17 protein-coding genes are annotated in these 22,583 nt (G+C 56.4%); 7 read left to right on the top strand and 10 right to left on the bottom strand.

Annotated features, from left to right (window positions below; genetic code table 11):
* Window positions 1-28: 28 nt before the first annotated feature.
* Both aruF and LOY36_RS06555 read right to left on the bottom strand, forming a co-directional pair.
* The gene (gene aruF, locus LOY36_RS06560) at window positions 29-1,048 is read right to left on the bottom strand and encodes an arginine/ornithine succinyltransferase subunit alpha (protein WP_007934901.1); all 1,020 of its coding nucleotides are present in this window, start codon (window positions 1,046-1,048) and stop codon (window positions 29-31) included.
* 132 nt (window positions 1,049-1,180) lie between these two features.
* On the bottom strand, window positions 1,181-2,401 hold the full coding sequence (locus tag LOY36_RS06555; protein ID WP_019651764.1) for an aspartate aminotransferase family protein: 1,221 nt from the start codon (window positions 2,399-2,401) through the stop codon (window positions 1,181-1,183).
* Window positions 2,402-2,687: 286 nt separating this feature from the next.
* On the opposite strand from LOY36_RS06555, the gene LOY36_RS06550 reads away from it, so the two are divergent.
* Window positions 2,688-7,553 (top strand): dermonecrotic toxin domain-containing protein, encoded by a 4,866-nt coding sequence (locus LOY36_RS06550; RefSeq protein ID WP_258672679.1) that lies wholly within the window; start codon window positions 2,688-2,690, stop codon window positions 7,551-7,553.
* A 33-nt stretch (window positions 7,554-7,586) separates the two neighbouring features.
* Here the strand turns inward: LOY36_RS06550 and LOY36_RS06545 are convergent, their stop codons facing one another.
* The 7 genes from LOY36_RS06545 to acs form a co-directional block, all read right to left on the bottom strand.
* Entirely contained in the window at window positions 7,587-8,567 is a 981-nt protein-coding gene (locus LOY36_RS06545) for a GlxA family transcriptional regulator (RefSeq protein ID WP_007934898.1), read from the bottom strand.
* Window positions 8,568-8,846: 279 nt separating this feature from the next.
* Complete coding sequence (locus tag LOY36_RS06540) at window positions 8,847-9,611, bottom strand: ABC transporter ATP-binding protein (protein WP_007971015.1); 765 nt, start codon at window positions 9,609-9,611, stop codon at window positions 8,847-8,849.
* Between the two features lie 27 nt (window positions 9,612-9,638).
* Window positions 9,639-10,751: a succinylglutamate desuccinylase/aspartoacylase family protein gene (locus LOY36_RS06535; protein ID WP_258672677.1), complete on the bottom strand. Its 1,113-nt coding sequence runs from the start codon at window positions 10,749-10,751 to the stop codon at window positions 9,639-9,641.
* Between the two features lies 1 nt (window position 10,752).
* Window positions 10,753-11,451, bottom strand: a complete 699-nt coding sequence (locus LOY36_RS06530) for an ABC transporter permease (RefSeq protein ID WP_018926395.1) — start codon at window positions 11,449-11,451, stop codon at window positions 10,753-10,755.
* A complete protein-coding gene (locus LOY36_RS06525; protein ID WP_007934894.1) occupies window positions 11,448-12,137 on the bottom strand; it encodes an ABC transporter permease in 690 nt (229 codons plus the stop codon). The genes LOY36_RS06530 and LOY36_RS06525 overlap by 4 nt, the downstream gene beginning before the upstream one ends.
* A gap of 90 nt (window positions 12,138-12,227) precedes the next feature.
* Window positions 12,228-13,001, bottom strand: a complete 774-nt coding sequence (locus LOY36_RS06520; protein WP_019651761.1) for an ABC transporter substrate-binding protein — start codon at window positions 12,999-13,001, stop codon at window positions 12,228-12,230.
* A gap of 642 nt (window positions 13,002-13,643) precedes the next feature.
* Window positions 13,644-15,599, bottom strand: a complete 1,956-nt coding sequence (acs, locus tag LOY36_RS06515) for an acetate--CoA ligase (protein WP_019582878.1) — start codon at window positions 15,597-15,599, stop codon at window positions 13,644-13,646.
* 367 nt (window positions 15,600-15,966) lie between these two features.
* Between acs and LOY36_RS06510 the strand changes: the two genes are divergently transcribed.
* The 5 genes from LOY36_RS06510 to LOY36_RS06490 all read left to right on the top strand — a co-directional run bounded on the left by LOY36_RS06510 (window position 15,967) and on the right by LOY36_RS06490 (window position 20,348).
* Window positions 15,967-16,230, top strand: coding sequence for a DUF2790 domain-containing protein (locus LOY36_RS06510; protein WP_258672676.1), 264 nt, complete (start codon window positions 15,967-15,969; stop codon window positions 16,228-16,230).
* Between the two features lie 185 nt (window positions 16,231-16,415).
* On the top strand, window positions 16,416-16,688 hold the full coding sequence (locus LOY36_RS06505) for a hypothetical protein (RefSeq protein ID WP_028939372.1): 273 nt from the start codon (window positions 16,416-16,418) through the stop codon (window positions 16,686-16,688).
* A gap of 655 nt (window positions 16,689-17,343) precedes the next feature.
* On the top strand, window positions 17,344-18,594 hold the full coding sequence (locus tag LOY36_RS06500; protein WP_007934889.1) for a ribonucleotide-diphosphate reductase subunit beta: 1,251 nt from the start codon (window positions 17,344-17,346) through the stop codon (window positions 18,592-18,594).
* Between the two features lie 390 nt (window positions 18,595-18,984).
* A complete protein-coding gene (locus LOY36_RS06495) occupies window positions 18,985-19,518 on the top strand; it encodes a Bro-N domain-containing protein (protein ID WP_258672673.1) in 534 nt (177 codons plus the stop codon).
* Window positions 19,519-19,634: 116 nt separating this feature from the next.
* Window positions 19,635-20,348 (top strand): HNH endonuclease signature motif containing protein, encoded by a 714-nt coding sequence (locus LOY36_RS06490; protein ID WP_258672670.1) that lies wholly within the window; start codon window positions 19,635-19,637, stop codon window positions 20,346-20,348.
* A 224-nt stretch (window positions 20,349-20,572) separates the two neighbouring features.
* Here LOY36_RS06490 and LOY36_RS06485 read toward each other — a convergent pair whose 3' ends face one another.
* Complete coding sequence (locus LOY36_RS06485; protein WP_258672668.1) at window positions 20,573-21,415, bottom strand: DUF3298 and DUF4163 domain-containing protein; 843 nt, start codon at window positions 21,413-21,415, stop codon at window positions 20,573-20,575.
* A gap of 172 nt (window positions 21,416-21,587) precedes the next feature.
* On the opposite strand from LOY36_RS06485, the gene LOY36_RS06480 reads away from it, so the two are divergent.
* Window positions 21,588-22,577, top strand: coding sequence for a hypothetical protein (locus tag LOY36_RS06480; protein WP_258672667.1), 990 nt, complete (start codon window positions 21,588-21,590; stop codon window positions 22,575-22,577).
* Window positions 22,578-22,583: the final 6 nt, after the last annotated feature.

Raw genomic sequence — 22,583 nt, 5'->3', positions numbered from 1 at the left:
CCAGACATTTCTCTCCAGGAAGCAGGCGTCAAACCGCCACCAGGCGCACGCTGGCACCTTCACCGACGCCCAAGGCTTCGGCCGCTTCAAGATCCAGGGTCACCGGTTTGCCCGGCGCGTAATCGAGCTCGAGCAACACAGCGCGGTAATCCTGCAACTGGGCATTGGCCACCAGATACTGACGACCGGCACCTTTGACCGGCTCACCGATTTTCACCGGGACTACACGGCTCTGGGCGATCGAACGGATCCCCGAGACGCGGGCATGCAGAGTCGGGCCACCATCGAAAATATCGATGTAGTGATCGGTCTCGAAGCCTTCGCGCATCAGGATGTCGAAGGTGATTTGCGCCCGCGGGTGCACCTGGCCCATCGCCTCTTGAGCGGAGTCCGGCAGCAACGGCACGTAGATCGGGTAATGCGGCATCAGCTCGGCGAGGAACGTGCGGCTCTTCAAACCGCACAGACGCTCGGCTTCGGCGTAGTTGAGGTCGAAGAAGTTGCGACCGATGGCATCCCAGAACGGCGAATCGCCATTTTCGTCGCTGTAACCGACGATTTCGGTCACCACGGAATCGGCAAAGCGCTCCGGATGGCTGGCCACGAACAACAGACGGCCACGGGAGTTGAGCTCCGCCCAAGGCGTGCCCACCAACTCCCTCTGCACATAGAAACTGGTCAGCAAGCTGTTGCCGGTCAGGTCGTGGCACTGGGAGAGCACGTGGATCTTGTTGTGAATCTTCAGCTCGCGGGAGGCGTGCACGAACGTTTCGTTTCGAAAGCTGTAGAACGGCTCGGAATAACCGGCCGAGGCAACGATGGCCGAACAACCGACCAACTTGCCGGTGGCGGTGTCTTCGAGGACAAAGAAATAGCTCTCTTCACCGTTGAAGCTCACTTCGGCGGCGAACGAGGCTTCGCTTGCGGCGATCTTGTCGCTCAGGCGTTCAACGTCATCCGGCAAGGAAGTGACACCAATCGGGCTGTCCGCAGCCAGACGCTGTACCTCGCCCAGATCAGCCATTTGCGCGGGGCGCATCACCAGCATGGTGTCACTCCTTTCTTAACATCAGGTTGGCGAATTGCGCCAACTCGGGGAAAAAAATGCCGGGCAGGCCCGGCACAGGAAATAATCTCAACGCCTATCTATTACGATAGGCGCTGAGGAGCACTGTATGAATCAGGCTTGCGTCAGCTTGGCCACGGCGCGTTCGAAGCGGTCCAGACCGGCATCGATATCGGCGTCTTCAACCACCAGGCTTGGCGCGAAACGAATCACATCCGGGCCGGCTTGCAGAATCATCAGGCCTTCACGCTCGGCGGCGTTGAAGATGTCCTTGGCCTTGCCTTTCCAGGCGTCGCTCAGCACGCAACCAAGCAGCAGGCCCAGGCCACGGACCTGAGTGAAAAGGCCGTATTTCTCGCCGATCTGCTCAAGACGGGACTTGAACTTGTCGTGCTTGGTTTTGACACCGTTCAGCACTTCGGGCGTGTTGATCACATCGATCACTGCTTCAGCGACAGCACACGCCAGCGGGTTACCGCCGTAAGTGGTGCCATGGGTGCCGACAACCAGATGTTTAGCCAGGTCTTCAGTGGTCAGCATCGCTGCGATCGGGAAACCGCCGCCCAGGCTCTTGGCACTGGTCAGGATGTCCGGGGTCACGCCGTAATGCATGTAGGCGAACAGCTCACCGCTGCGGCCCATGCCGGTCTGGACTTCGTCGAAGACCAGCAGCGCGTTGTGCGCATCGCACAGTTCACGGGCGCCTTGCAGGTAAGACAGCTCGGCCGGCAGTACGCCGCCTTCGCCCTGGATCGGCTCCAGCACCACCGCGCAGGTCTTGTCGGAAACAGCGGCTTTCAGCGCGGCCAGATCGTTGTAAGGCACGTGGGTGATGCCGGTGATCTTCGGACCGAAACCGTCGGAATACTTCGACTGGCCACCAACGTTCACGGTGAACAGGGTACGGCCGTGGAAGCTGTTGAGCGCGGCAACGATTTCGTACTTCTCGGTACCGAAACGGTCATGGGCCACGCGACGGGCCAGCTTGAAAGCGGCCTCGTTGGCTTCGGCGCCGGAGTTGCAGAAGAACACACGATCGGCAAACGTGGCGTCGACCAGCTTATGGGCCAGGCGCAAGGCCGGCTCATTGGTGAACACGTTGGACACGTGCCACAGCTTGTTCGCCTGTTCGGTCAATGCAGCGACCAGCGCCGGGTGCGCATGGCCCAATACGTTAACGGCAATCCCGCCGGCGAAGTCGATCAGCTCGCGGCCAGACTGGTCCCAAACACGGGAACCGGCGCCACGCACAGGAATGAAAGCGGCAGGCGCATAGTTGGGAACCATTACCTGGTCAAAATCGGCGCGTTCTACCGCAGCGTGCTCAACGGACATCGGAGTCTCCTGATGAGGAACACTCGCCTGAAACTGGCGAGCGATGAGGGGATTGTAAGGACAGTTTTCAGCCCGGCCTTGCCGCCAAGCGACAACTTCTTATAGCGCAAACACCGGTTTTGCCCGGGTTTACGGCAATGCGACAAATACCGTCGCAAAGGCGCAGTTTAAACTGTCGACACAGGTTATAGGCAGGGTTGTCGGACAGTGCGGTAATTATGTACCGCACCAGACACATCATGATCTGTTTTGCTGGCGGCCAATCAAAACGCTAAGGGAATAGCGCATGAGCCGATACGAAAATGATCGCCCTTCCACTGTCGCCGTCAGTGAATCCACCACACAACCGGACGATCACTACCATCACCTGTTCAATAATCTGCCGAGCTGGGTATTAGAAGCCTCGCCTGGTACACGTAGCGCCCTCAAACAAGCCTCGCTTGCGGTGCCGGACTGGCATGGCACCGCGACGCCGTCGCAATATGAATCGCTGAAAAAACTCAGCCAGGAACACTGGACCCATCGAAATCGCCTGGATTCGATGCTGTCGAAGCTGCAAAACGCACGAGACTTTGCCGCCCCCCTTTTGAGCGCAGCCCTGAAAACCCGGTTTGACCTGGAACTGGATGTCAAAACCACTTTCCTGCGCCTCTACATGCCTCAAACAGTGCCCTTATTCGGGATCAAGACGGGCGCTGCGCGTACCTGGACCGTCTCGCTGCTCGATGCCTGCCTTCATAATTTTCAGGAATCGGAAACCGCAGCGGATGCTTATGAGTCCGCCTCGACGTTCATCACCGAACCGTCGCCCACAGGGCAGTTCGAGACACTGCCGATGGTCAAGCAGAAAATCACCGTCGCAGCCTTTGCCCTGTTGTGCCGGGAACTGGATATCGGCGCCCAGTACACCACTTACCTTGAAGACAATCTGGGGCTGACCAATCCGGTGGCCGCAGCGGTGTTGAAATCGAAGGTGATCGGTTCGCACAAAACCGCACTCAAGTCCGCACTGCAAATGGCGCACATCCGTCGCGACATTCCAGAGGACGCCCGTCTCTCGATCCTGCGCATTGTGGAAGGACGTCCGGGCGCGCGACTGGATGGTCAGCCGCTTTATTGTCACGACCTGACAATAATGTCCTCCTCACTGACCGGCATCGTCATGTTCACGCCGAAGCTTGACCGGGCACGCAAGGCAACGCGGGTCATCGCCTACATCCCGGACGATCCGGAGCATCCTCTCAAGCAATACCCAGACACACTGGCGTTCCTGAACGAGCTAACCCGCAAGCTGCGCGCTCCCGCTTACCAAACGTTCTTCAGTCGCTTCGTCGACCACAAAGAAAGGGGACATTTTTTTGCTGATCTCAATCGTCGCCTCCAGAGCGTAACCTGGCACCCACACCAGCATGGCGACCCAATGCCGAGTTGGCGCGAAACACCCATCGACAGGCCCAACCTCCGGTTTTCGATGACCCCGTTCAGAGCGGACCTGTGGAACCATCTCCATCAGCGGCAACTGAACAAGATCCTCAACGACGCCAGCACGCTCGCCGTCTCCACCGCCTCCGCCGACCGAAACGCACGGTGGGCATTGTGGGATGCCTTCAGCAAAGTGGCCTCGACACTCCTTGAAATCGCGACATTTGTTGCGTTGCCTTTTGTTCCGTTTCTTGGCGAATTGATGCTGGCCTATATGGCCTACCAGTTACTCGACGAGACCTTCGAAGGCATCGTGGACCTGGCCATAGGGCTGAAAACAGAAGCGCTGGGGCACTTGATGACGTTCGCCGAAACAGTGGTCCAGATAGGCACCTTCGCAGTGGGCGGCGCCATCGCTGCCGGCGCCTTCAGTCGCCTGCTTTCGCGCGAAGCTATCGGGCTTATCGCCCCATTCAAACCCATCACGACACCTGAGGGAAAAACCCGTTACTGGCAGCCGAATCTCACACCTTACGAACAAACACTCAGTTTGCCCGAAGGATCAAAACCCGATCAGCTTGGCCTCTATCGTCACGGGGGCAAGACACTGCTGCCACTGGAAGAAAAACTGTATGCCGTGAAACCTGATCACACGTCGGGTGCATTTCAAATTGAGCATCCGAACCGGGCCGATGCTTATCAACCGACTCTACTGCATAACAACCACGGCGCCTGGCACACAGAGCTGGAACAACCGTTGAACTGGGACCGGGAAAAGGTCATGCGTCGCCTCGGCCATAGTGTTGAATCGTTCAGCAGCGCCGAGCGCGAGCAAATCCTGCGGATCAGCGGTTACCACGACAACGTAGTGCGTGAAACGCATGTCGAGCGGTATCGCCCGCCTTCGCTGCTGACAGACACGATCAAGCGCTTCAGGATCAATCGGGACATTGAAACCTTTATCGAACAGATCGGCAGCGACCAACCCGAGGACTATCGAAAGGCCGATCCGGCCATGCAATATCAACTGCTGAGCCGATACGACTCATGGCCTGTCGATACTCCTGTGCCGGCACTGGAAACCCAAACGCAAACACTCCGACAGCAGACTGCGGATCTCGCCCTGAGGTACCGCAAATCGCTGTTCGAAATGCGCTACCGCGCAGAGGAAAAAACGGATAACCCGCAAGTTCAGCAACTGCTCGACGAGGTGCAGGGACTACCGACCGATATTGCACAAGAGCTGGTGAGCAATGCCACCGGCACCGAATTACGGCAGCTCCACAACAATCGCATGCCCCAACGCCTCAAGGACGCGGCACAAAAAGCCATGGAAGCCGTACGCGCAACCCGAGCCTGTGAAGGCCTTTATTCCGAAGCTCTGGAAACCACCGATACCCATCGGCTGGCCTTACATAGCCTGAACTCATTGCCCAACTGGCCTGCCGAGCTGCGTATCGAGGTGCGGGATTATTCCCATGAAGGGACCGTGCGCGACAGCATTGGTCAGCCCGATGCGCCGACACTTCAAACGCTGGTGCGTGCCGAAGACGGGACCTACCAGGCTCACCAGGACAGTGAATCAGTACCCGGTGATTTCTATCAGGCCCTCTTTCAGGCGCTGCCGGATGCACAACGCAATGCACTGAGCCCTTCACCTGGAGACGCCCGGACATTCAAACAACGCATCGCCGAGCACGCTCTGGAGCAACCGGCATTACGCGCATTGTTCGCAAAAAATCCCCATCGCAAACCCTACTATGACCCCACCACCATGCGCTTGCCCGGTGGCACGCAGGGCTATAGTCGAGCCAGCCGCGAGACACCTACGCTTAATGACCGGGTTCGAGATGTTTACCCCAACCTGTCTCAAGAGCAATTGCAGTCCATAGTCCAGGCATTGCAGAGTCACCCCGATGGCGCTCGCGTTGAACTCTCACGCCTGAATAGAGAGCTGGTCCGACTGCATCAGGACCTGGGCACCTGGATCAATGAGGCGCCCACTGTTCATCCTGAAACCGGACGCCCTCTCAGTGAGCTGGATCAACAAGCCGAGAGAAACAATCGCAAGTTGCTGGCTCAGGAAATCCAGCGCAGTTGGCGACGACAGACCGAACGGGACTTCGACACACCGGATGGCACTAGCCGGTATACGCTCAAGTTTGCAGAGCCGATAATCGGTGACTTGCCGTCAATAAATGCAGATTTTGCTCATGTGTCGCTGCTATCCCTGGAGGGCAACCATACCGTGCAGGGTATTCCAGCGTTTCTACAGCGATTCAGTGGATTGCGCCGCCTGGAGTTACGCCGTTTTTCCCTGACCACCCTCCCCGACGCTATCCCTCGAATGACAGACCTTCACGCCCTGGTTCTAAGCGATTGCGGCATCAGGATTGACGCGGCCACATGGTCGAAACTGACTTCATTGAAGAAGCTGGCCTCGCTGGATCTGTACAAGAATCCGTTTGAAACCGCACCCCACATCGACACAATGAGCGAACTGACTCACCTGGATCTGAGCGCTACCGACCTGTCCGAAATTCCGGCCGGCGCCCTGCAACACCCAAGGCTCGACACCCTTCTGCTGACGAACAACCGTATCAGCGAGTTGCCTGCCGGGTTGTTCGAGAGCTCGTTGTACAACAAGCGTGGCATACACCTCACGCACAATCCGGTTTCCAACAGAGCCCGAGAACTGATCAAGCGACACCACTTCGATACCGCTTACGACATGTCCGTCTATGCCCCCGAGGCGGACATTGATCGCGTCACTGCGCTATACCCCGGCATGGACGTCGAGCAAGCGAGTCAGTTTGTCTACGAATTGCCGGGCACGCTGGAGGAAGGCCGCACCTATCTGACACGCCTTGAAGAAGAACTTGCTCAATTGAGAAATGACTTGTCTGTCTGGGCCACCGACGTTCCGGACCTACACCCAGTTACGGGCGCCCTCTTCGATGCCAACCAACTGGCTGTCGAACAAGCCAACCGTGACCAATTCAAACAGCTTCTTGAGAGGTGCTGGCAGCATGAATCCGAACTGGATGATTTCAACGACGCCCTTGAGCCCACGTTCGAGCTCACGTTCCAATCCATCATCAACGGAGACCTGCCGAGCCTGAGAGCCGACTTCAACCATGTGTCGGCGCTGGAACTTCGGGGTGCCAACGGTGCGCCCCGTATCGGGCGCTTTCTGGATTCCTTCCCCAACCTCAAAAGCCTCAGGCTGCGCGAGTGCAACCTGGGCAACATTCCTGATGCGGTATTCAAGATGAGCCAACTGAGATCGTTGTCATTGCCCGACTGCTACATCAGTTTGTCACCGGAGTCGACAAACGCATTAGCGGGAATGGAACAACTTGAGTATCTCGATCTGGGCCACAACCCTCTGGGGCAAACACTGGATGTGAGCCAGATGCCGAGTCTGGCGACCGTCCTGCTAAATGACACCGGTCTCACCGAAATACCACATGGCCTGTTACAACTGACTGAACTGGATTGGGCAGACCTGAGCGAAAACGCAATCACCGAAGTCCCCAGTGACATTCTGGAAATGCCATTGGACATCGCGGAGAACATTAGCCTGAGAGGCAATCCGCTTTCCGAGGAGAGCCTGTTACGGCTGATCGACTACTTTGAAGGCACGGCTGCGGATTTCGGCGTGGAAGCAGTCATCAATCGAGGCGAAATGGAGATTTCATCCTCCGACAGCTCCGCGATGGACGAGTAACACAGCCTTTAGCTCCGAGCGTGGAGCACTTGTTCACCCGCGCTCGGACGGCACCGACGACAACTCGAACGGGCTGCTGCTGCGCCGCTGGTTGCGATCTTCCCTCGGCGTAGCGCCGAAGAAGTTGCGGTAGGCACTGGAGAAATGCGGCCCTGAAGAGAAGCCACACGACAGGCCGATCTGGATGATCGACTTGCTGGTTTGCATCAACATCTGCCGGGCCTTGTTCAGGCGCAGTTCCAGGTAATACTGGCTCGGCACGCGGTTGAGGTATTGCTTGAAGATCCGCTCCAGCTGCCGACGCGATACGCACACATGCTGAGCGATTTCGTCGGTGGTCAGCGGCTCTTCGATGTTGGCTTCCATCAGCAACACCGCCTGAGTGAGCTTCGGATGGCTGGAACCCAAGCGGTTCTGCAAAGGAATACGCTGGCGCTCGCCGCCCTCGCGAATGCGTTCGACCACCAATTCTTCCGACACCGCACCGGCCAGTTCGGCGCCGTGATCGCGGGCCAGCACCGCCAGCAACAGGTCGAGCACCGACATGCCGCCGCACGCGGTCAAGCGGTCACGATCCCAGTCGAACAGGTGACTGGTGGCAATCACCTTCGGGAAACGCTCGGCGAAATCGTCCTGCCAGCGCCAATGCACGGCAGCGCGATAACCATCGAGCAAACCCAGTTGCGCCAATGGGTAAACACCGGCGGACAATCCGCCGATCACACAACCGGCGCGCACCAGTTGTTTCAACGCACTGCTGAGCGGCGGCGCGAGAGAAGTCGGCGGCTCATCGGCGAGCAGGAACAGTTTCTGAAAGTTTTCGAGCTTGCCGGCCCATGGCTCACCGGGCAGTTGCCAGGCGCCGTCGGTCGGCGGTTCGGCCTGCAAAAACGACAATTCGTAAACAACGTCCGGGTGCACACGCTGGGCAACACGCAAGGCCTCCTCAGCCAGCGCAAGCGTCAGAGCTTTAGTGCTGGGCCAAATCAGGAAACCAATTCGATGGGCAGTCATGGGCAGGCGATCCGAAACGAAGAACAATGATGAAGGCATGGGCCAATGCTAGCCCGTAAATGAACACAAATCGCAAAACCAGCAAAGATCAAATGTAGGAGCTGGCTTGCCGCCCCCCTGTAGGAGCTGTCGAGTGAAACGAGGCTGCGATCTGTTGATCTTGAAAATCAAAAGTCAAAAGATCGCAGCCTCGTTTCACTCGACAGCTCCTACAGGGGATCGGGGCCAGCCTTCAGGCTGCGAAGCATGCACTATCCCGGTGCGCAACGGCAGTTCTGATTATTTCAAGCTGCCCGAGAGGAATTGTTGCAAGCGTTCCGACTGCGGATTGACCAGCACTTCGCGCGGGTTGCCGCTTTCTTCGACGACGCCTTTGTGCAGGAACACCAGCTGGTTCGACACTTCACGGGCAAAGCCCATTTCGTGCGTCACCACCACCATGGTCCGGCCTTCCTGCGCCAGGGCCTGCATGACTTTCAGCACGTCACCGACCAATTCGGGGTCGAGGGCCGAGGTCGGTTCGTCAAACAGCATCACTTCGGGTTCCATCGCCAGCGCACGGGCAATCGCCACACGTTGCTGCTCGCCACCGGACATGTGGCCCGGGTAGGCGTCCTTGCGATGAGCCACGCCGACCTTGTTCAGGTAGTGCTCGGCTTTCTCGCGGGCTTCGGCCTTGGACACACCGAGCACATGCACCGGCGCTTCCATGATGTTTTCCAGCGCGGTCATGTGCGACCACAGGTTGAAATGCTGGAACACCATCGACAGGCGCGAACGCATGCGTTGCAGCTGTTTCGGGTCGGCGGCTTTCAGCGCGCCGTCCTTGTTGGCGACCAGCTTCAGCTCTTCGTTGTTGAGCAGAATCTTGCCCGCGTGCGGCTGCTCGAGCAGGTTGATGCAACGCAGGAAAGTACTTTTGCCGGAGCCACTGGAGCCGATGATGCTGATCACATCGCCAGCCGCCGCTTTCAGGGACACGCCCTTGAGCACTTCGTGACTGCCATAGCGTTTATGCAGGTCTTGGACTTCAAGTTTGTACATGCGGTCGGTTCTCACAAAAACAGTCAGTCAGTCGTTGAGCAAGCGCCCGTGACGCAGCGCTTCGCGCCCCGCCACCTTGGCCAGCCAGAAACCGGGTTGGGCGTAACGCAGCCGTTCAATGGCAAACAGCACCCCGGACGTACCAGCACACACCGTGCTGACCCGATCCGCCAGCGGATCGATCACTTCAAAAATCTCGTCGCCTGCTTCAACCCATTCACCGGGTTTACGCAGAAAACTCAGCACGCCAGGATGCGGCGCGAACAGCAATTCGGTGCCTTCGAACGGCATGCCTTCGCACGCGTCTTGCGCAGGCTTCGGCCATTCACCGCCGATCAAGCCTTGCTCGGCGAGGAACGCCAGAATGCCTTCGGCGTGAGCCTGCGCTTCAGCGCGACCGGTATCGGCCTGACCACCCAGTTCAATGGTCGTCGCCAGGCAGGCCAGTGGAATCTGCGCATCCGGGAACAGACGCGACAAACGCAGCCATGGCAGCGAGCATGCTTCGTCAAAGGAACTGCCGCCGGAATCTTCCGCCAGCAGGCCGACCTTGACGTTCAAGTGCGCAGCCAGTGAACGCCAGTGCGACCAGTGTTGCGGCAAGGCGTACATGTGCAGCGCCGCTTCGCAATCGCAATGCAGATCCAGCACCACATCGGCGGTGCAGGCATGGCTGAGCAAGATGCGCTGCATGCCTTGCAACTGGCTGCTCGCCTCTGGCAAAGCCGCCAGGTGATCGCTCATGGCTTGGCGGATCACACGGATATTGGCGTGAGGATCATCACCCAGATGCCCATCGAGTTCGGCGGCCACCGGCGCGCTGAGTTCGACGAAATCCCGGTTGAAGTTCTTACCGCTGCCCGCTTCGAAACGCCCCTGATGGTTACCCTGCAGCAGTTGACCCAGGCCCAATGGATTGGCCACCGGCACCAGTTCGATCACACCGTTGAGCAAGCCTTGGGCTTCGAGTTCGGTCAGGCGCTTTTTCAGCTCCCAGGCCGTGCGCATCCCCGGCAATTCATCGGCGTGCAGGCTGGCCTGGATGTAGGCCTTGCGCTCGCCAGTACCGAAGCGGAACACCGAAATCCGGCGTTCGCTGCCCAGGTGGCTCCACGGCAAAGCATGATCGATACGTTCCATATCAATGCTTCCGCGGGGCCAGATAGCCCAGCCAGCGGTGTTCGGCCATTTTGAACAGGCGCACCAGAATGAACGTCAGGCACAGGTAGAACGCGCCGGCAGTGATGTAGGCTTCGAACGGCAAGTAGAACTGAGCGTTGACCGTGCGCGCGGCACCGGTGATGTCGATCAGGGTCACGATCGACGCCAGACTGGTGGTCTGCAGCATCATGATCACTTCGTTGCTGTACTGCGGCAGCGCCCGGCGCAGGGCCGATGGCAGCAGGATCCGCTTGTACATCTTGATTCGCGACATGCCCATGGCCTTGGCCGCTTCAATCTCGCCGTTCGGCGTGGCGCGCAGGCTGCCGGCGATGATTTCGGCGGTGTAGGCGCTGGTGTTGATCGCGAAGGCCAGGCACGCACAGAACGAGGCACTGGACAGCCATGGCCAGAGGAAGCTTTCACGTACTGTTTCGAATTGCGCCAGACCGTAGTAGATCAAGAACAGCTGCACCAGCATCGGCGTGCCGCGGATCACGTAGGTGAACAGCCAGGCACTCATGTTAACCAGCGGCTGCTTGGAGACGCGCATCAGCCCCAGCGGCAATGCCGCCAGCAAACCGAAGAACAGCGACAGCGCGAGCAGTTTGAGGGTGGTCACCAGCCCGCCGAAGTACAGCGGCAAGGCATCCCAAATGACGTTGTAGTCGAAGATCATAGCTCAGCCGCCCTTACGCCTACCGAGTAGCGCTTCTCAAGATGACGCAATGCCAGCAACGAGACGCTGGTGATCACCAGGTACATCGCCGCCACCGCGAGGAAGAAGGTGAAAGGCTCGCGGGTAGCGTCTGCCGCCTGCTTGGCCTTGAACATCATGTCTTGCAGACCCACCACCGAAATCAGCGCGGTAGCCTTGGTCAGTACCAGCCAGTTGTTGGTGAAACCCGGAATCGCCAGGCGAATCATCTGCGGCACCAACACCCGGAAGAACACCTGAAAACTGCTCATGCCGTACGCCATGCCGGCTTCTGCCTGACCCTTGGGGATCGCCATGAACGCGCCACGGAAGGTTTCCGACAGGTACGCACCGAAGATGAAGCCCAGGGTGCCGATACCGGCGGCCAACGGGTTCAGGTCGATGTAGTCGTCATAGCCGAGCATCGGCGCAACGCGGTTGAGCAGGTCCTGGCCGCCGTAGAAAATCAGCAGGATCAGCACCAGATCGGGAATACCGCGGATCACCGTGGAATACAGATCGCCCAGCCAGGCCAGCCAGCGCACCGGCGACAGACGCAGCGCAACGCCGATCAGCCCCAGGACGATGGCCAGGGCCATGGACGACAAGGCGAGCTGAAGCGTCAGCCATGCGCCATCGAGGATGACAGCCCCGTAGCCTTTCAACATGATTCAGGTCCTCGAAAGTTGGGATGAAAAAATGGCGCAAACCTCAGAGATCCTGTTGCTTGCGCCATTTCGGACTTGTTGCGGGGACGATTACTTGCCGTAGATATCGAAGGCGAAGTACTTGTCCTGGATTTGCTTGTACTTGCCGTTCTCGCGAATGGCCGCGATCGCGGTGTTGATCTTGTCTTTCAGCGCGTCGCCCTTGCGAACCGCGATCCCTACGCCGTCGCCGAAGTATTTGACGTCGGTGAAGGCAGGGCCAACGAAGGCGAAGCCCTTGCCGGCGTCGGTTTTCAGGAAGCCGTCATCCAGCAGGGTAGCGTCTGCCACGGTGCCGTCGAGGCGACCGGCGGCCACGTCAAGGTAGATTTCGTTCTGCGAACCGTAAGGCTTGATCTCGGCACCCAGCGGGGCCAGGACTTCGCGGGCGAAACGCTCGTGGATCGAACCACGTTGCACGCCGATGTTCTTGCCCTTCAGCTCAGTCAGGTTTTCGCTGACCTGAGTGCCGGCTTTCATGACCAGGCGGGCCGGGGTGTTGTAGTACTTGTTGGTGAAGTCCACGGACTTCTTGCGGTCTTCAGTGATCGACATGGACGACAGGATCGCGTCGATCTTGCGCACTTTGAGTGCCGGGATCAGGCCGTCGAACTCTTGCTCGACCCACTGGCACTTGACCTTCATCTCTTCGCACAGGGCGTTACCGATGTCGTAGTCGAAACCCACGATGCTGCCGTCCGGTGCTTTGGAGGCGAACGGAGGGTAAGCCGCTTCGATACCGATTTTCAGAGGTTTTTCATCGGCGAATGTCGGCAGGGACAGCACGGACAGTGCCAGGGCGCCAAGCAGCACGAGTTTCTTCATCTTGGGACTCCATCGGTAAAGGGCAAAAACGGCAGAGTGAGCGACAGCCCAATATGCGAATGGTTAAACCAAAAAGCGGTGCTGCGTCCTAGGAACCGTGCGCTGATTTCAACGCAGGCAACGACGAGCGAGTGATTGGCATTCTAACGACAGGCCCGAAGCCGATATTTCTTCAATGCGACAACAAATTACAGAAGCACCGAGAATGCCGTTTGGGCACGTTGACAGCTCTGCAATTTCATGCAAGAGCAAAAGACAGTGAACCGATCTATGTTGCAAATTGCGGGCCTATTATTGGCAAACCCTTCTAATCCGGCAAGCACAGCGTGGTGTCTAATTTTTTATGCAAGGTTCAGAGGCCCTGAAACGGGGCTTTGCGTTTCCCTATGCCTCGTTATCGGGCGAGCGGTTACACATTCAGTTACTTGAAGGGTGATGGGTAACAGTAGGAAATGGCCCACGGTGGAAGCCGATAATTATTGGTTGAAGATCAACAGCAAAGGATCGCAGCCTTCGGCAGCACCTACAGCTGGAATGCGATCTCTGTAGGAGCTGCCGAAGGCTGCGATCTTTTGATCTTCAACAACAAAAAGCCCCACCAGACTCAACACCTGGCAGGGCTTCGATGACTCCGAATGCTACTTACGCAACATTCATGGTCTTGTGCGTATCAATCAAATGCTGCACCACTCCCGGATCGGCCAGGGTGGAGATATCCCCCAACCCGTCGTATTCCGCCGTGGCGATCTTGCGCAGAATCCGGCGCATGATCTTGCCCGAGCGGGTTTTCGGCAGGCCCGGCGCCCATTGAATGACATCCGGCGAGGCAATCGGGCCGATCTCTTTACGCACCCAGTTCTTCAGCTCCAGGCGCAGTTGCTCGCTCGTCTCTTCGCCAGCATTCAACGTGACGTAGACATAGATGCCCTGCCCCTTGATGTCGTGCGGCACACCGACCACCGCCGCTTCGGCGACTTTCGGGTGAGCGACCATCGCGCTTTCGATCTCGGCGGTGCCCATGCGGTGGCCGGAAACGTTGAGCACGTCATCCACGCGACCGGTGATCCAGTAGTAACCGTCCGCATCACGACGCGCACCGTCACCGGTGAAGTACATGCCACGGAAAGTCTTGAAGTAGGTGTCGACGAAGCGGTCATGGTCGCCATACAGCGTGCGCGCCTGGCCTGGCCACGAGTCGAGAATCACCAGGTTGCCCTCGGCAACGCCTTCGATGATGTTGCCCAGGTTGTCCACCAGCGCCGGCACCACGCCGAAGAACGGCCGTGCTGCAGAGCCAGGTTTCAGCGCGTGAGCACCCGGCAATGGGCTCATCATGTTGCCGCCTGTTTCGGTCTGCCACCAGGTATCCACGATCGGGCAACGGGACTGGCCGACATTCTTGTAGTACCAATCCCACGCTTCCGGGTTAATCGGCTCACCGACCGACCCCAACAGACGCAGGCTGCTGCCATCGGCGCCTTCAACAGCGGCGGTGCCCGACGCCATCATCGCGCGGATCGCGGTCGGCGCGGTGTAGAGGATGTTGACCTTGTGCTTGTCGACAACCTTCGCCACCCGGGTGATGTCCGGATAGTTCGGCACGCCTTCGAACAGCAGCGTGGTAGCACCGTTGGCCAGCGGGCCGTAGACGATATAAGAATGGCCGGTGACCCAGCCGACGTCGGCGGTGCACCAGTAGATTTCGCCCGGGCGGTAGTCGAACACGCGCTCATGGGTCATTGCCGCGTACAGCAAATAACCGCCAGTGGTGTGCTGAACGCCCTTCGGCTTGCCGGTGGAACCGGAGGTATAAAGGATGAACAGCGCTTCTTCGGCGCCCATTTCTTTTGGCGCGCAGACGGTGCCCGCCACTTTCATCAGGTCTTCGTACCAGATGTCGCGATGCTGGTTCCACTTGATGTCGCCGCCGGTGCGCTTGCACACGATGACTTTCTGAATGCTGCTGGTTTCCGGGTTGGTCAGCGCGTCGTCGACGTTGGCCTTGAGCGAGATCTTCTTGCCGGCACGAATGCCTTCGTCGGCGGTGATCACCACTTTGGATTTGCAGTCGATGATGCGACCGGCCAGGGCTTCCGGCGAGAAACCACCGAACACCACCGAGTGAATCGCACCGATCCGGGCGCAGGCCAGCATGGCGACCACGGCTTCGGGGATCATCGGCATATAGATTGTCACCACGTCGCCGCGGTGCACATCCTGGCCGCGCAAGGCGTTGGCGAACTTGCAGACTTGTTCGTGCAGCTCGCGGTAGGTGATGTTGCGGCTTTCGGCAGGGTCATCCCCTTCCCAAATAATCGCGACTTGATCGCCACGCTCGGCCAGATGACGGTCGAGGCAGTTGTAGGAAACGTTCAGCGTGCCGTCAGCGAACCATTTGATGTCGACATGGTGATCGTCGAAGGACGTCTGCTTCACCGTGGTGAAAGGCTTGATCCAGTCGAGGCGCTTGGCTTGTTCGCGCCAGAAGCCGTCCGGGTTGACGACCGACTGCTGGTACATGGCCTTGTAAGTGGCCTCGTCAGTCAGCGTATTGGCTGCTACCTCGGGACGAACGGGATACAAAGAAGCCGCACTCATCTTTCTTACCTCGGTGGAATAGTTGTTTTTGTATGGCCCCAGTTGTAGCCGGGGCGGGCCTATAGAACCATTCGACGATGGTAGTAACAAGCCCCTACAAAATGTGGCTATACCGCAACGAAGCGCCCAAACCCACTGTTTTAGGGGGCTCGACGATTATTACCAAATCTGCCAAAGGTGTTTATCAAAAGCACAGCTATATGCCCGTCATGCCCAGGCCTAAAATCGGTCTCGCCAACACGGCAATGTGATTAACCCAGTTGCAGCCCCCACGAAGGCAGTTAATCCAAGACTCTTTATCAAAGCTCCACACGCAATCCCAAAAAGATTGCGTGACCCCATTCGACCTCAGAAAGGTAACTTTGAAATGAAAGCTTTATTGGTTCTGGCCCTCAGCAGTCTGTGCGCAACCGCCATGGCAGACGAGGCCCCGACTGATGTCGCACAGCAACAACCCGTCGTCGAGGAGTACACCTACTCCACCCATCTGGACATCGCCAAAGTTATCTCGATGAGCGAAATCCCGAACGTCTGCGAAGTAGTCCCGGCCAAAATGGTCTACGACGACTCCAAAGGCCAGCGACACATTCTGCGCTACAGCGTCATGGGTAACGGCTGCTCCAACGGCTGATCCGCCCCACTTTCATCTCCTGAGGCTCGACCCATCCTTTTTTTAGAGACCAGATGAAGCGCCGAGCCTTGTATCGATAAATACGATTGCTTTAAGCATATATTTGCACTTTTTAATCTAATTATCTGGCGTAGTATGAATTCCACACCAAGGCACACAACGCCAATGAACCTGGAGCCACTACCATGAAAACCAAACTGATCCTCGCCCTGACCCTTTCCGTCCTGGCCGCCAACACCTTCGCCGCCGATGGCTACGACCGCACTGGCTCGGCTGCTTTCAACGACGCGGCTGTCGCTTCTGACGGATACGACCACACCGGTTCTGCCTCTTTCGCGGCTGACGGTTTTGATCGTACGGGCGCTGCCAAAGTCGCTGCCGATGGCGCCGATCACATCGGTGCAGCCAAAGTTGCTGCTGATGGCTCTGACCGCGTGGGTGCCGCTCGTTTCAGCTGAAACCCGGCGCGACATCACAGCCCGACTTCGGTCGGGCTTAGTTGTGTCTGGAGTGGTTGAAAATCGACCAAAACCACAACATGTAGTGAAAAACAGGGGTTTTTGGTTGTTTTTTGAACAACGCTTTTCAAGACCCTTTGTAGCTCGGAATTGCACACAATCTCGTCCACAAAACCCCGTCTATTGCTCTGCAAGCCCCGCCCCATCTGGCTTGCGCCATAACAGCTGCCCGTAACGGTGCGAACACCCCGGCCTCACCGTCAAAAACCAGCCGAAACAGGCGAAAAAAAAACTTCCTCCGCCAAAGCCCTGTAAACCCTCGCTCCAACCTGAAAACGCCCCTCGCCGAGCCCTCCAGGTGCCATTTCGCCGCACCACGGGGCCGAAAATTTCCTTATAATGCGGACTTAAACGGGCCTGCAATATTCCCTTACAGGGGTGAAAAGCCAGTCTGAAGCCCACGCAGAGCGGTTCACATTCTCTGCGCCCATCAGCGGCTTCGGAACACCCGTACAAAATTCTGTTTATTGCCTGCGTTGTACTGCTGCAACAAACGATTTCCTTTAGATCCAACGCGGCCAGAACCGGCCGTGTGAAAAACCAACCTATCAGTTTTCACACGGGCAACTGGCCCTCACGCAGGAGACGACACGTCATGCTGAGCTGGGACGAATTCGACAAAGAAGATGACGGCGAAGTCGCTGTAAAAGGCGCCAATGCCGGCCACGCTTCTGAAGCCAACATGGACCGCCTCGACAGCGCCGGTGGTGCCGCCGCTCAAGAGGCCCGCGCCGTGACCGCGACGGACTCCGCCGCCATCGCCCGCGCCAAGGCTGCCCTGGATTCCCTCGACGTCGCCGAAGGCCTCGCCGAACTGGAAGGCGCCTCTGCCCGTGTAGCTGTCGATGAAAAGCGCATGATCAACTGCCGCGCCGACCTCAACCAGCTCGTGCCATTCAAATACGACTGGGCATGGCAGAAGTACCTGGACGGCTGCGCAAACCACTGGATGCCGCAAGAAGTCAACATGACCGCCGACATCGCCCTCTGGAAAAACCCGGAAGGCCTGACCGACGACGAGCGCCGCATCGTGATGCGCAACCTCGGCTTCTTCTCCACCGCCGACTCCCTGGTTGCCAACAACCTGGTCCTGGCCGTGTACCGCCTGATCACCAACCCGGAATGCCGCCAGTACATCCTGCGCCAGGCCTTCGAAGAGGCGATCCACACCCACGCCTACCAGTACTGCATCGAATCGTTGGCCATGGATGAAGGCGAGATCTTCAACATGTACCACGAGATCCCATCGGTCGCGAAAAAAGCCACCTGGGGCCTGAAATACACCCGTTCGATCTCCGATCCGAAGTTCGAAACCGGCACCGTCGAAACCGACAAAGAGCTGCTGCGCAACCTGATCGCCTACTACTGCGTTCTGGAAGGCATCTTCTTCTACTGCGGCTTCACCCAAATCCTCTCCATGGGCCGCCGCAACAAAATGACCGGCGTCGCCGAGCAGTTCCAGTACATCCTGCGCGACGAATCCATGCACCTGAACTTCGGCATCGACGTGATCAACCAGATCAAAATCGAAAACCCGCACCTGTGGGATGCCGAGATGAAGGAAGAAGCTTCGCAGATGATTCTGCAAGGTACTCAGCTGGAGATCGAATACGCACGTGACACCATGCCTCGCGGCGTACTGGGCATGAACGCGGCGATGATGGAGGACTACCTGAAGTTCATCGCTAACCGTCGTTTGAGCCAGATTGGTTTGAAGGAAGAGTATCCAGGGACGACTAACCCGTTCCCTTGGATGAGCGAGATCATGGACTTGAAGAAAGAGAAGAATTTCTTTGAGACTCGGGTTATTGAGTATCAAACCGGCGGTGCACTTAGCTGGGATTGATTCCTCAGCTAGCCGTGATTTAACGATGTAAATCGAAAAATCGAATTGCAAGAGGCCCCGATCTGATCGGGGCCTTTTTATTGGGTAAGAAAATTCTCACTAATTTCGACCTTCGCTACTAAAACTCCTACAACAATTCCAGCACCGTCCGCATTGATGTCGTTTCAGAGCATCTCTAAGCTCTATAGCAGGTGCCTAAGAAACGCCCAACGTAGAAGCTAACTTCCTTTCCTCAGTACGCGCGCTGATATCAGCGATATACGCGTAATCCTGTGAGTGGGAGAAACAGCCTGTTGGGATTTCTTAGATCCTCTACGTCGGGTTCCGGCCCTCTTCCACTCATACGTAGAGGTAATGGATATGCCTGCAGAAGCTCCACACCGATCGGTCATGCGTGATCCCTTTAGCCCGACGATCTTCACCCGCCACAACCTTCACCTCCATGCCCTTCTTCTTGAAAATCAACCATGGTTCTGCGCCCGCGATATCGGTCGCCTAATGGGCGTCCATCTGAGTGATCGTATGGTCAGCAAGCTGGATAAGGATCAGCGTCGCATTTTGTGGATTGAGTATTTCCGGCAACCAGAAAAACAGCTGATACTCAGCGAGTCAGGTGTATATGCGCTGTTGGTTTATCACTACGTTCCAGGGAATCGGTTACTGCGTGAGTGGTTGACCCATCAGGTGGTGCCGGCCTTGCGCGATGCAAAACCCTCGGAAAATTCGGATCGTCCGATGTTGAGTGTCTTGGATTGGCCGGAGATGTCGTTGAGTTTGCTTCATTGGCAGGATGATAGTTGGATTCGGCTTCGGGACATGCCGTACCTGTTGAGCGATCAATCGCAGCGGCGCGTGACGGTGGTTAGGCCTTGGTGGCGGAAGGTTACGCAGGTATTTCAGTCGTCGAAGCATTCGATGGGTTAGAAGACGTGTTTGTAGGATCTCTTGCGAGATCCATCGCTATTTTTTGTAGGAATTTTCGTAGACAGCCGTGATGGCCACTCAGTATCGTCCGAGGGTTTTCAACCCTCGGCGATTGTATGGATACTGGAAAGAGCAACAGCGATTGGAGTGACGCGGAGATTCAGGCTGCGGTCGATGCCTATCTCAGCATGTTGTCACGCGAGCAAAGCGGTCAGAAGGTCAATAAGGCTCATGAGAATCGCGTGCTGCGCGAGGGTGCCTTAGCGGGCCGCACCAAAGGTTCGGTTGAGTTTCGGATGCAAAACATCTCTACCGTGTTAGTCGAACTCGGAAGAGATCGCATTGAGGGGTACAAACCCGCCAAGAATGTCGGTGTAAATGTTGAACTCAGTATTCGTGAAGCACTTAACGCTCAAAGCACTTTGACGCCCGAAGATTTTGCTCCAACGGCTGATGAGGCAACACTGGAGCGCCGCGCCGTCAAACTTGAGAAACAGCTGTTCAAGGGTGAGCCGAAAGGGATTGTGAAACCAGAGCAAACTCAGACAAGCGGAAAATCCTATGTTCGCGATCCGGAGGTGAGAGCATGGGTCCGTCAAGAGGCCAAAGGTATCTGTGAGGGCTGCGGCCAACCAGCTCCGTTTGAAAAAGACGGCAGACCGTTTCTTGAGGTTCATCACGTTAAGCATTTGGCGCAGGAAGGTTCGGATCGTCCGAGCAATGCCGTGGCTCTATGTCCGAATTGTCATCGACGCTGTCACCATGCAAGTGATCGGGATGAATTCACAGCTTCGCTTTATATGAAGGTTGAGCGGTTGAAGCCTGAGTAATTGGGCTGAATAAAATTTGTGGCGAGGGAGCTTGCTCCCGTTCGACTGCGAAGAGTTCGCCAAGCAAACAACTTGATCTGTCTGATGTACCACGCTTGTCGAGTTTTGGGCTGCTGAGCAGCCCAGCGAAAGCAAATTCCCTCGCCACAGATGTATGCGTATGTAAAGGACGTCAGTTACTGATTATTTTTGAGACCCCCGAGCTTTTAGATTAAAGCGATCTATTACTTGGATTTAAGCTTTTCTAGCTCCTCCATAACACTATTAACAAAGTGCCCACCTGCCTCCCAATCTCCTGAAGCAGGAGCTAAGTGACCTAAAGGGCCATCAACCTTCAAGTAATTAACTATATCTTTATAGGGCAATTTAACTACAAAGCTCCCGCACACCCCAGGCGTAACCTCATACTCACTAAATACAAACTCAACATCATTTTCTTTAATAAAAAACCTAGGCACATAACTTGCTTTTTCAAAACGATCGTCAAATACACCATACTCACATATCGTACTCACCTCCCTAGATATCTTCTTCTTAAGCTCATTTAAAGCATCTCGCCTTGCATCAAAAACGTCGAAAAAATCAAAAAATCTCTCTGCAACAGGATCAAAATTAAGAGAAAACTCAGACTCGTTCCCGTTCATCGCGCCATCGTAATAATAGTATTGATAAACTTTCAAGCTAATTAGATTCTTCGTCAAAACACCCGTCTCATAGCGCACCCGATATTCCAACAAATTACTTTGAATCGCATCCAAAACATTACTTTCAATCTCCCGATTAATCTTATCAATAAAATCACTCGAAAGTATCGCACTCACGTATGGGTAAGAGACATCTATATTGCGATCCGAATGAAAGCTAGAAAAAACGTCCTTAAAATCATCTCCCACCATCACGACATCAACAATACCGATCTGACTTGACAAATACCTCTCCACCTTTACAGCAACATAAGACACCCCACCTATAACCATAGGCAACAGTGTCAAATAAAAACCCACCGCTGTTAACTTACTAGGCAGACTCCACCCAATCCATTGCTTTCTGCTTGGAAAAAAACGCACTTACATCTCCTTTCTTAATAAAGCATCCAACATCACCAAACTTAATAACCCAGCAACCAGAAGATTAAACCACAACAATAAATCGTGAAAAAGTACTTCCACCCTACCTATCCTATAAAAAGGAAAACGTGCACTCTAGCCTCTACCCCAACATCTAGGACCCGAGCCCACCATGAAATTCAACCTCGCCTACTGCCTCAGCCTCGACGACAAGCTGTCGATCTATGACGTGCGCGATTTGAATTTCGACGAAACCATGGCGTTCGATTCCGCCAAGGAGCACTTCCAGTGCCCCAACGATGCCTGCCGCTTAGCGTTCGATGCCGCCAACGTGTTGGGAACGTTCAACGCCAAGAATGTGAATTACGTGCGCACGCCGCATTTCAAGAACATGCCTAGCACCCGGCATGTGGCGGATTGTCCTTATGTCAGTCTCAAGGTATCGGCGTCAGGTGTGGACGCGGACGGGGCGGAGTCGGATGACGGTCGGGAGGAGCATTTTCCGTCGGAGTTGTTGCTGACTCGGCGTGAGTATGTGCGTAAGCCGTCGACCCCAGCGGTGGCGGCGGATGTGATGCGGGACGATCCGAAACCCTCTTCAGCGGCCAGTAACGTCGAGCAGCCGAGCCGGGAGTCGGCACCGGACAAGACCAGTGTCTTCGCCCATCCGGTGGAGTGTTTTGTGTCGAATTTCGAAGACAAGGATCTGCTCAAGCGCATGCCGCTGAAGATTGGCGAGCACACGGCGCCTTATGGGTCGTTCTTCAAGAAGATCGAGTACCTGCAGGACAACAAGGGGCTGATTTACTGGGGCAAGATCAAGGAGATCAAGGATTACACACAGAGCTTTCGCATCGATTTCGAACAGAAGGTCTGGTTCAAGCAAGCGGACGAGGCGAAGAAGAAGCCTTATTCGGTGAACGTTTATCTGAGCAAGAAGCTGATCGACAACTACCGCAAGCGCAAGGCGTTTCTGGAGGAGATCAAGCACGCCGTCGACAGTGATGCCGAGTTGTATTGCTTCTTTTATGGCGTGACGCCGGAGTTGAAGCAGGTGCCGAGCAAGAAACACCCCGAACAGACGTTCGGGGTGTTCAGTGCCAACATCGAGAACCTGGATCACTTCATCATTCGGGAAGCGTCGGGGTTGGCAGGTAAGTAATTCGAG

It is taken from the genome of Pseudomonas sp. B21-019, from assembly GCF_024749225.1.
Taxonomy (GTDB): domain Bacteria; phylum Pseudomonadota; class Gammaproteobacteria; order Pseudomonadales; family Pseudomonadaceae; genus Aquipseudomonas.
The sequence above is the reverse complement of the archived record's forward strand: the minus strand, read 5'-3'. Positions and strand labels throughout refer to the sequence as shown.

Excerpts from the sequence above, each read along its gene's own strand:
- LOY36_RS06540 (WP_007971015.1), bottom strand. The coding sequence starts at position 9,611 with ATGTACAAACTTGAAGTCCAAGACCTGCATAAACGCTATGGCAGTCAC.
- LOY36_RS06535 (WP_258672677.1), bottom strand. The coding sequence starts at position 10,751 with ATGGAACGTATCGATCATGCTTTGCCGTGGAGCCACCTGGGCAGCGAA.
- LOY36_RS06530 (WP_018926395.1), bottom strand. The coding sequence starts at position 11,451 with ATGATCTTCGACTACAACGTCATTTGGGATGCCTTGCCGCTGTACTTC.
- LOY36_RS06550 (WP_258672679.1), top strand. The coding sequence starts at position 2,688 with ATGAGCCGATACGAAAATGATCGCCCTTCCACTGTCGCCGTCAGTGAA.
- LOY36_RS06545 (WP_007934898.1), bottom strand. The coding sequence starts at position 8,567 with ATGACTGCCCATCGAATTGGTTTCCTGATTTGGCCCAGCACTAAAGCT.
- LOY36_RS06500 (WP_007934889.1), top strand. The coding sequence starts at position 17,344 with ATGCTGAGCTGGGACGAATTCGACAAAGAAGATGACGGCGAAGTCGCT.
- LOY36_RS06490 (WP_258672670.1), top strand. The coding sequence starts at position 19,635 with ATGGATACTGGAAAGAGCAACAGCGATTGGAGTGACGCGGAGATTCAG.
- LOY36_RS06520 (WP_019651761.1), bottom strand. The coding sequence starts at position 13,001 with ATGAAGAAACTCGTGCTGCTTGGCGCCCTGGCACTGTCCGTGCTGTCC.
- LOY36_RS06525 (WP_007934894.1), bottom strand. The coding sequence starts at position 12,137 with ATGTTGAAAGGCTACGGGGCTGTCATCCTCGATGGCGCATGGCTGACG.
- LOY36_RS06495 (WP_258672673.1), top strand. The coding sequence starts at position 18,985 with ATGCGTGATCCCTTTAGCCCGACGATCTTCACCCGCCACAACCTTCAC.
- LOY36_RS06510 (WP_258672676.1), top strand. The coding sequence starts at position 15,967 with ATGAAAGCTTTATTGGTTCTGGCCCTCAGCAGTCTGTGCGCAACCGCC.
- LOY36_RS06555 (WP_019651764.1), bottom strand. The coding sequence starts at position 2,401 with ATGTCCGTTGAGCACGCTGCGGTAGAACGCGCCGATTTTGACCAGGTA.
- aruF (WP_007934901.1), bottom strand. The coding sequence starts at position 1,048 with ATGCTGGTGATGCGCCCCGCGCAAATGGCTGATCTGGGCGAGGTACAG.
- LOY36_RS06480 (WP_258672667.1), top strand. The coding sequence starts at position 21,588 with ATGAAATTCAACCTCGCCTACTGCCTCAGCCTCGACGACAAGCTGTCG.
- acs (WP_019582878.1), bottom strand. The coding sequence starts at position 15,599 with ATGAGTGCGGCTTCTTTGTATCCCGTTCGTCCCGAGGTAGCAGCCAAT.
- LOY36_RS06505 (WP_028939372.1), top strand. The coding sequence starts at position 16,416 with ATGAAAACCAAACTGATCCTCGCCCTGACCCTTTCCGTCCTGGCCGCC.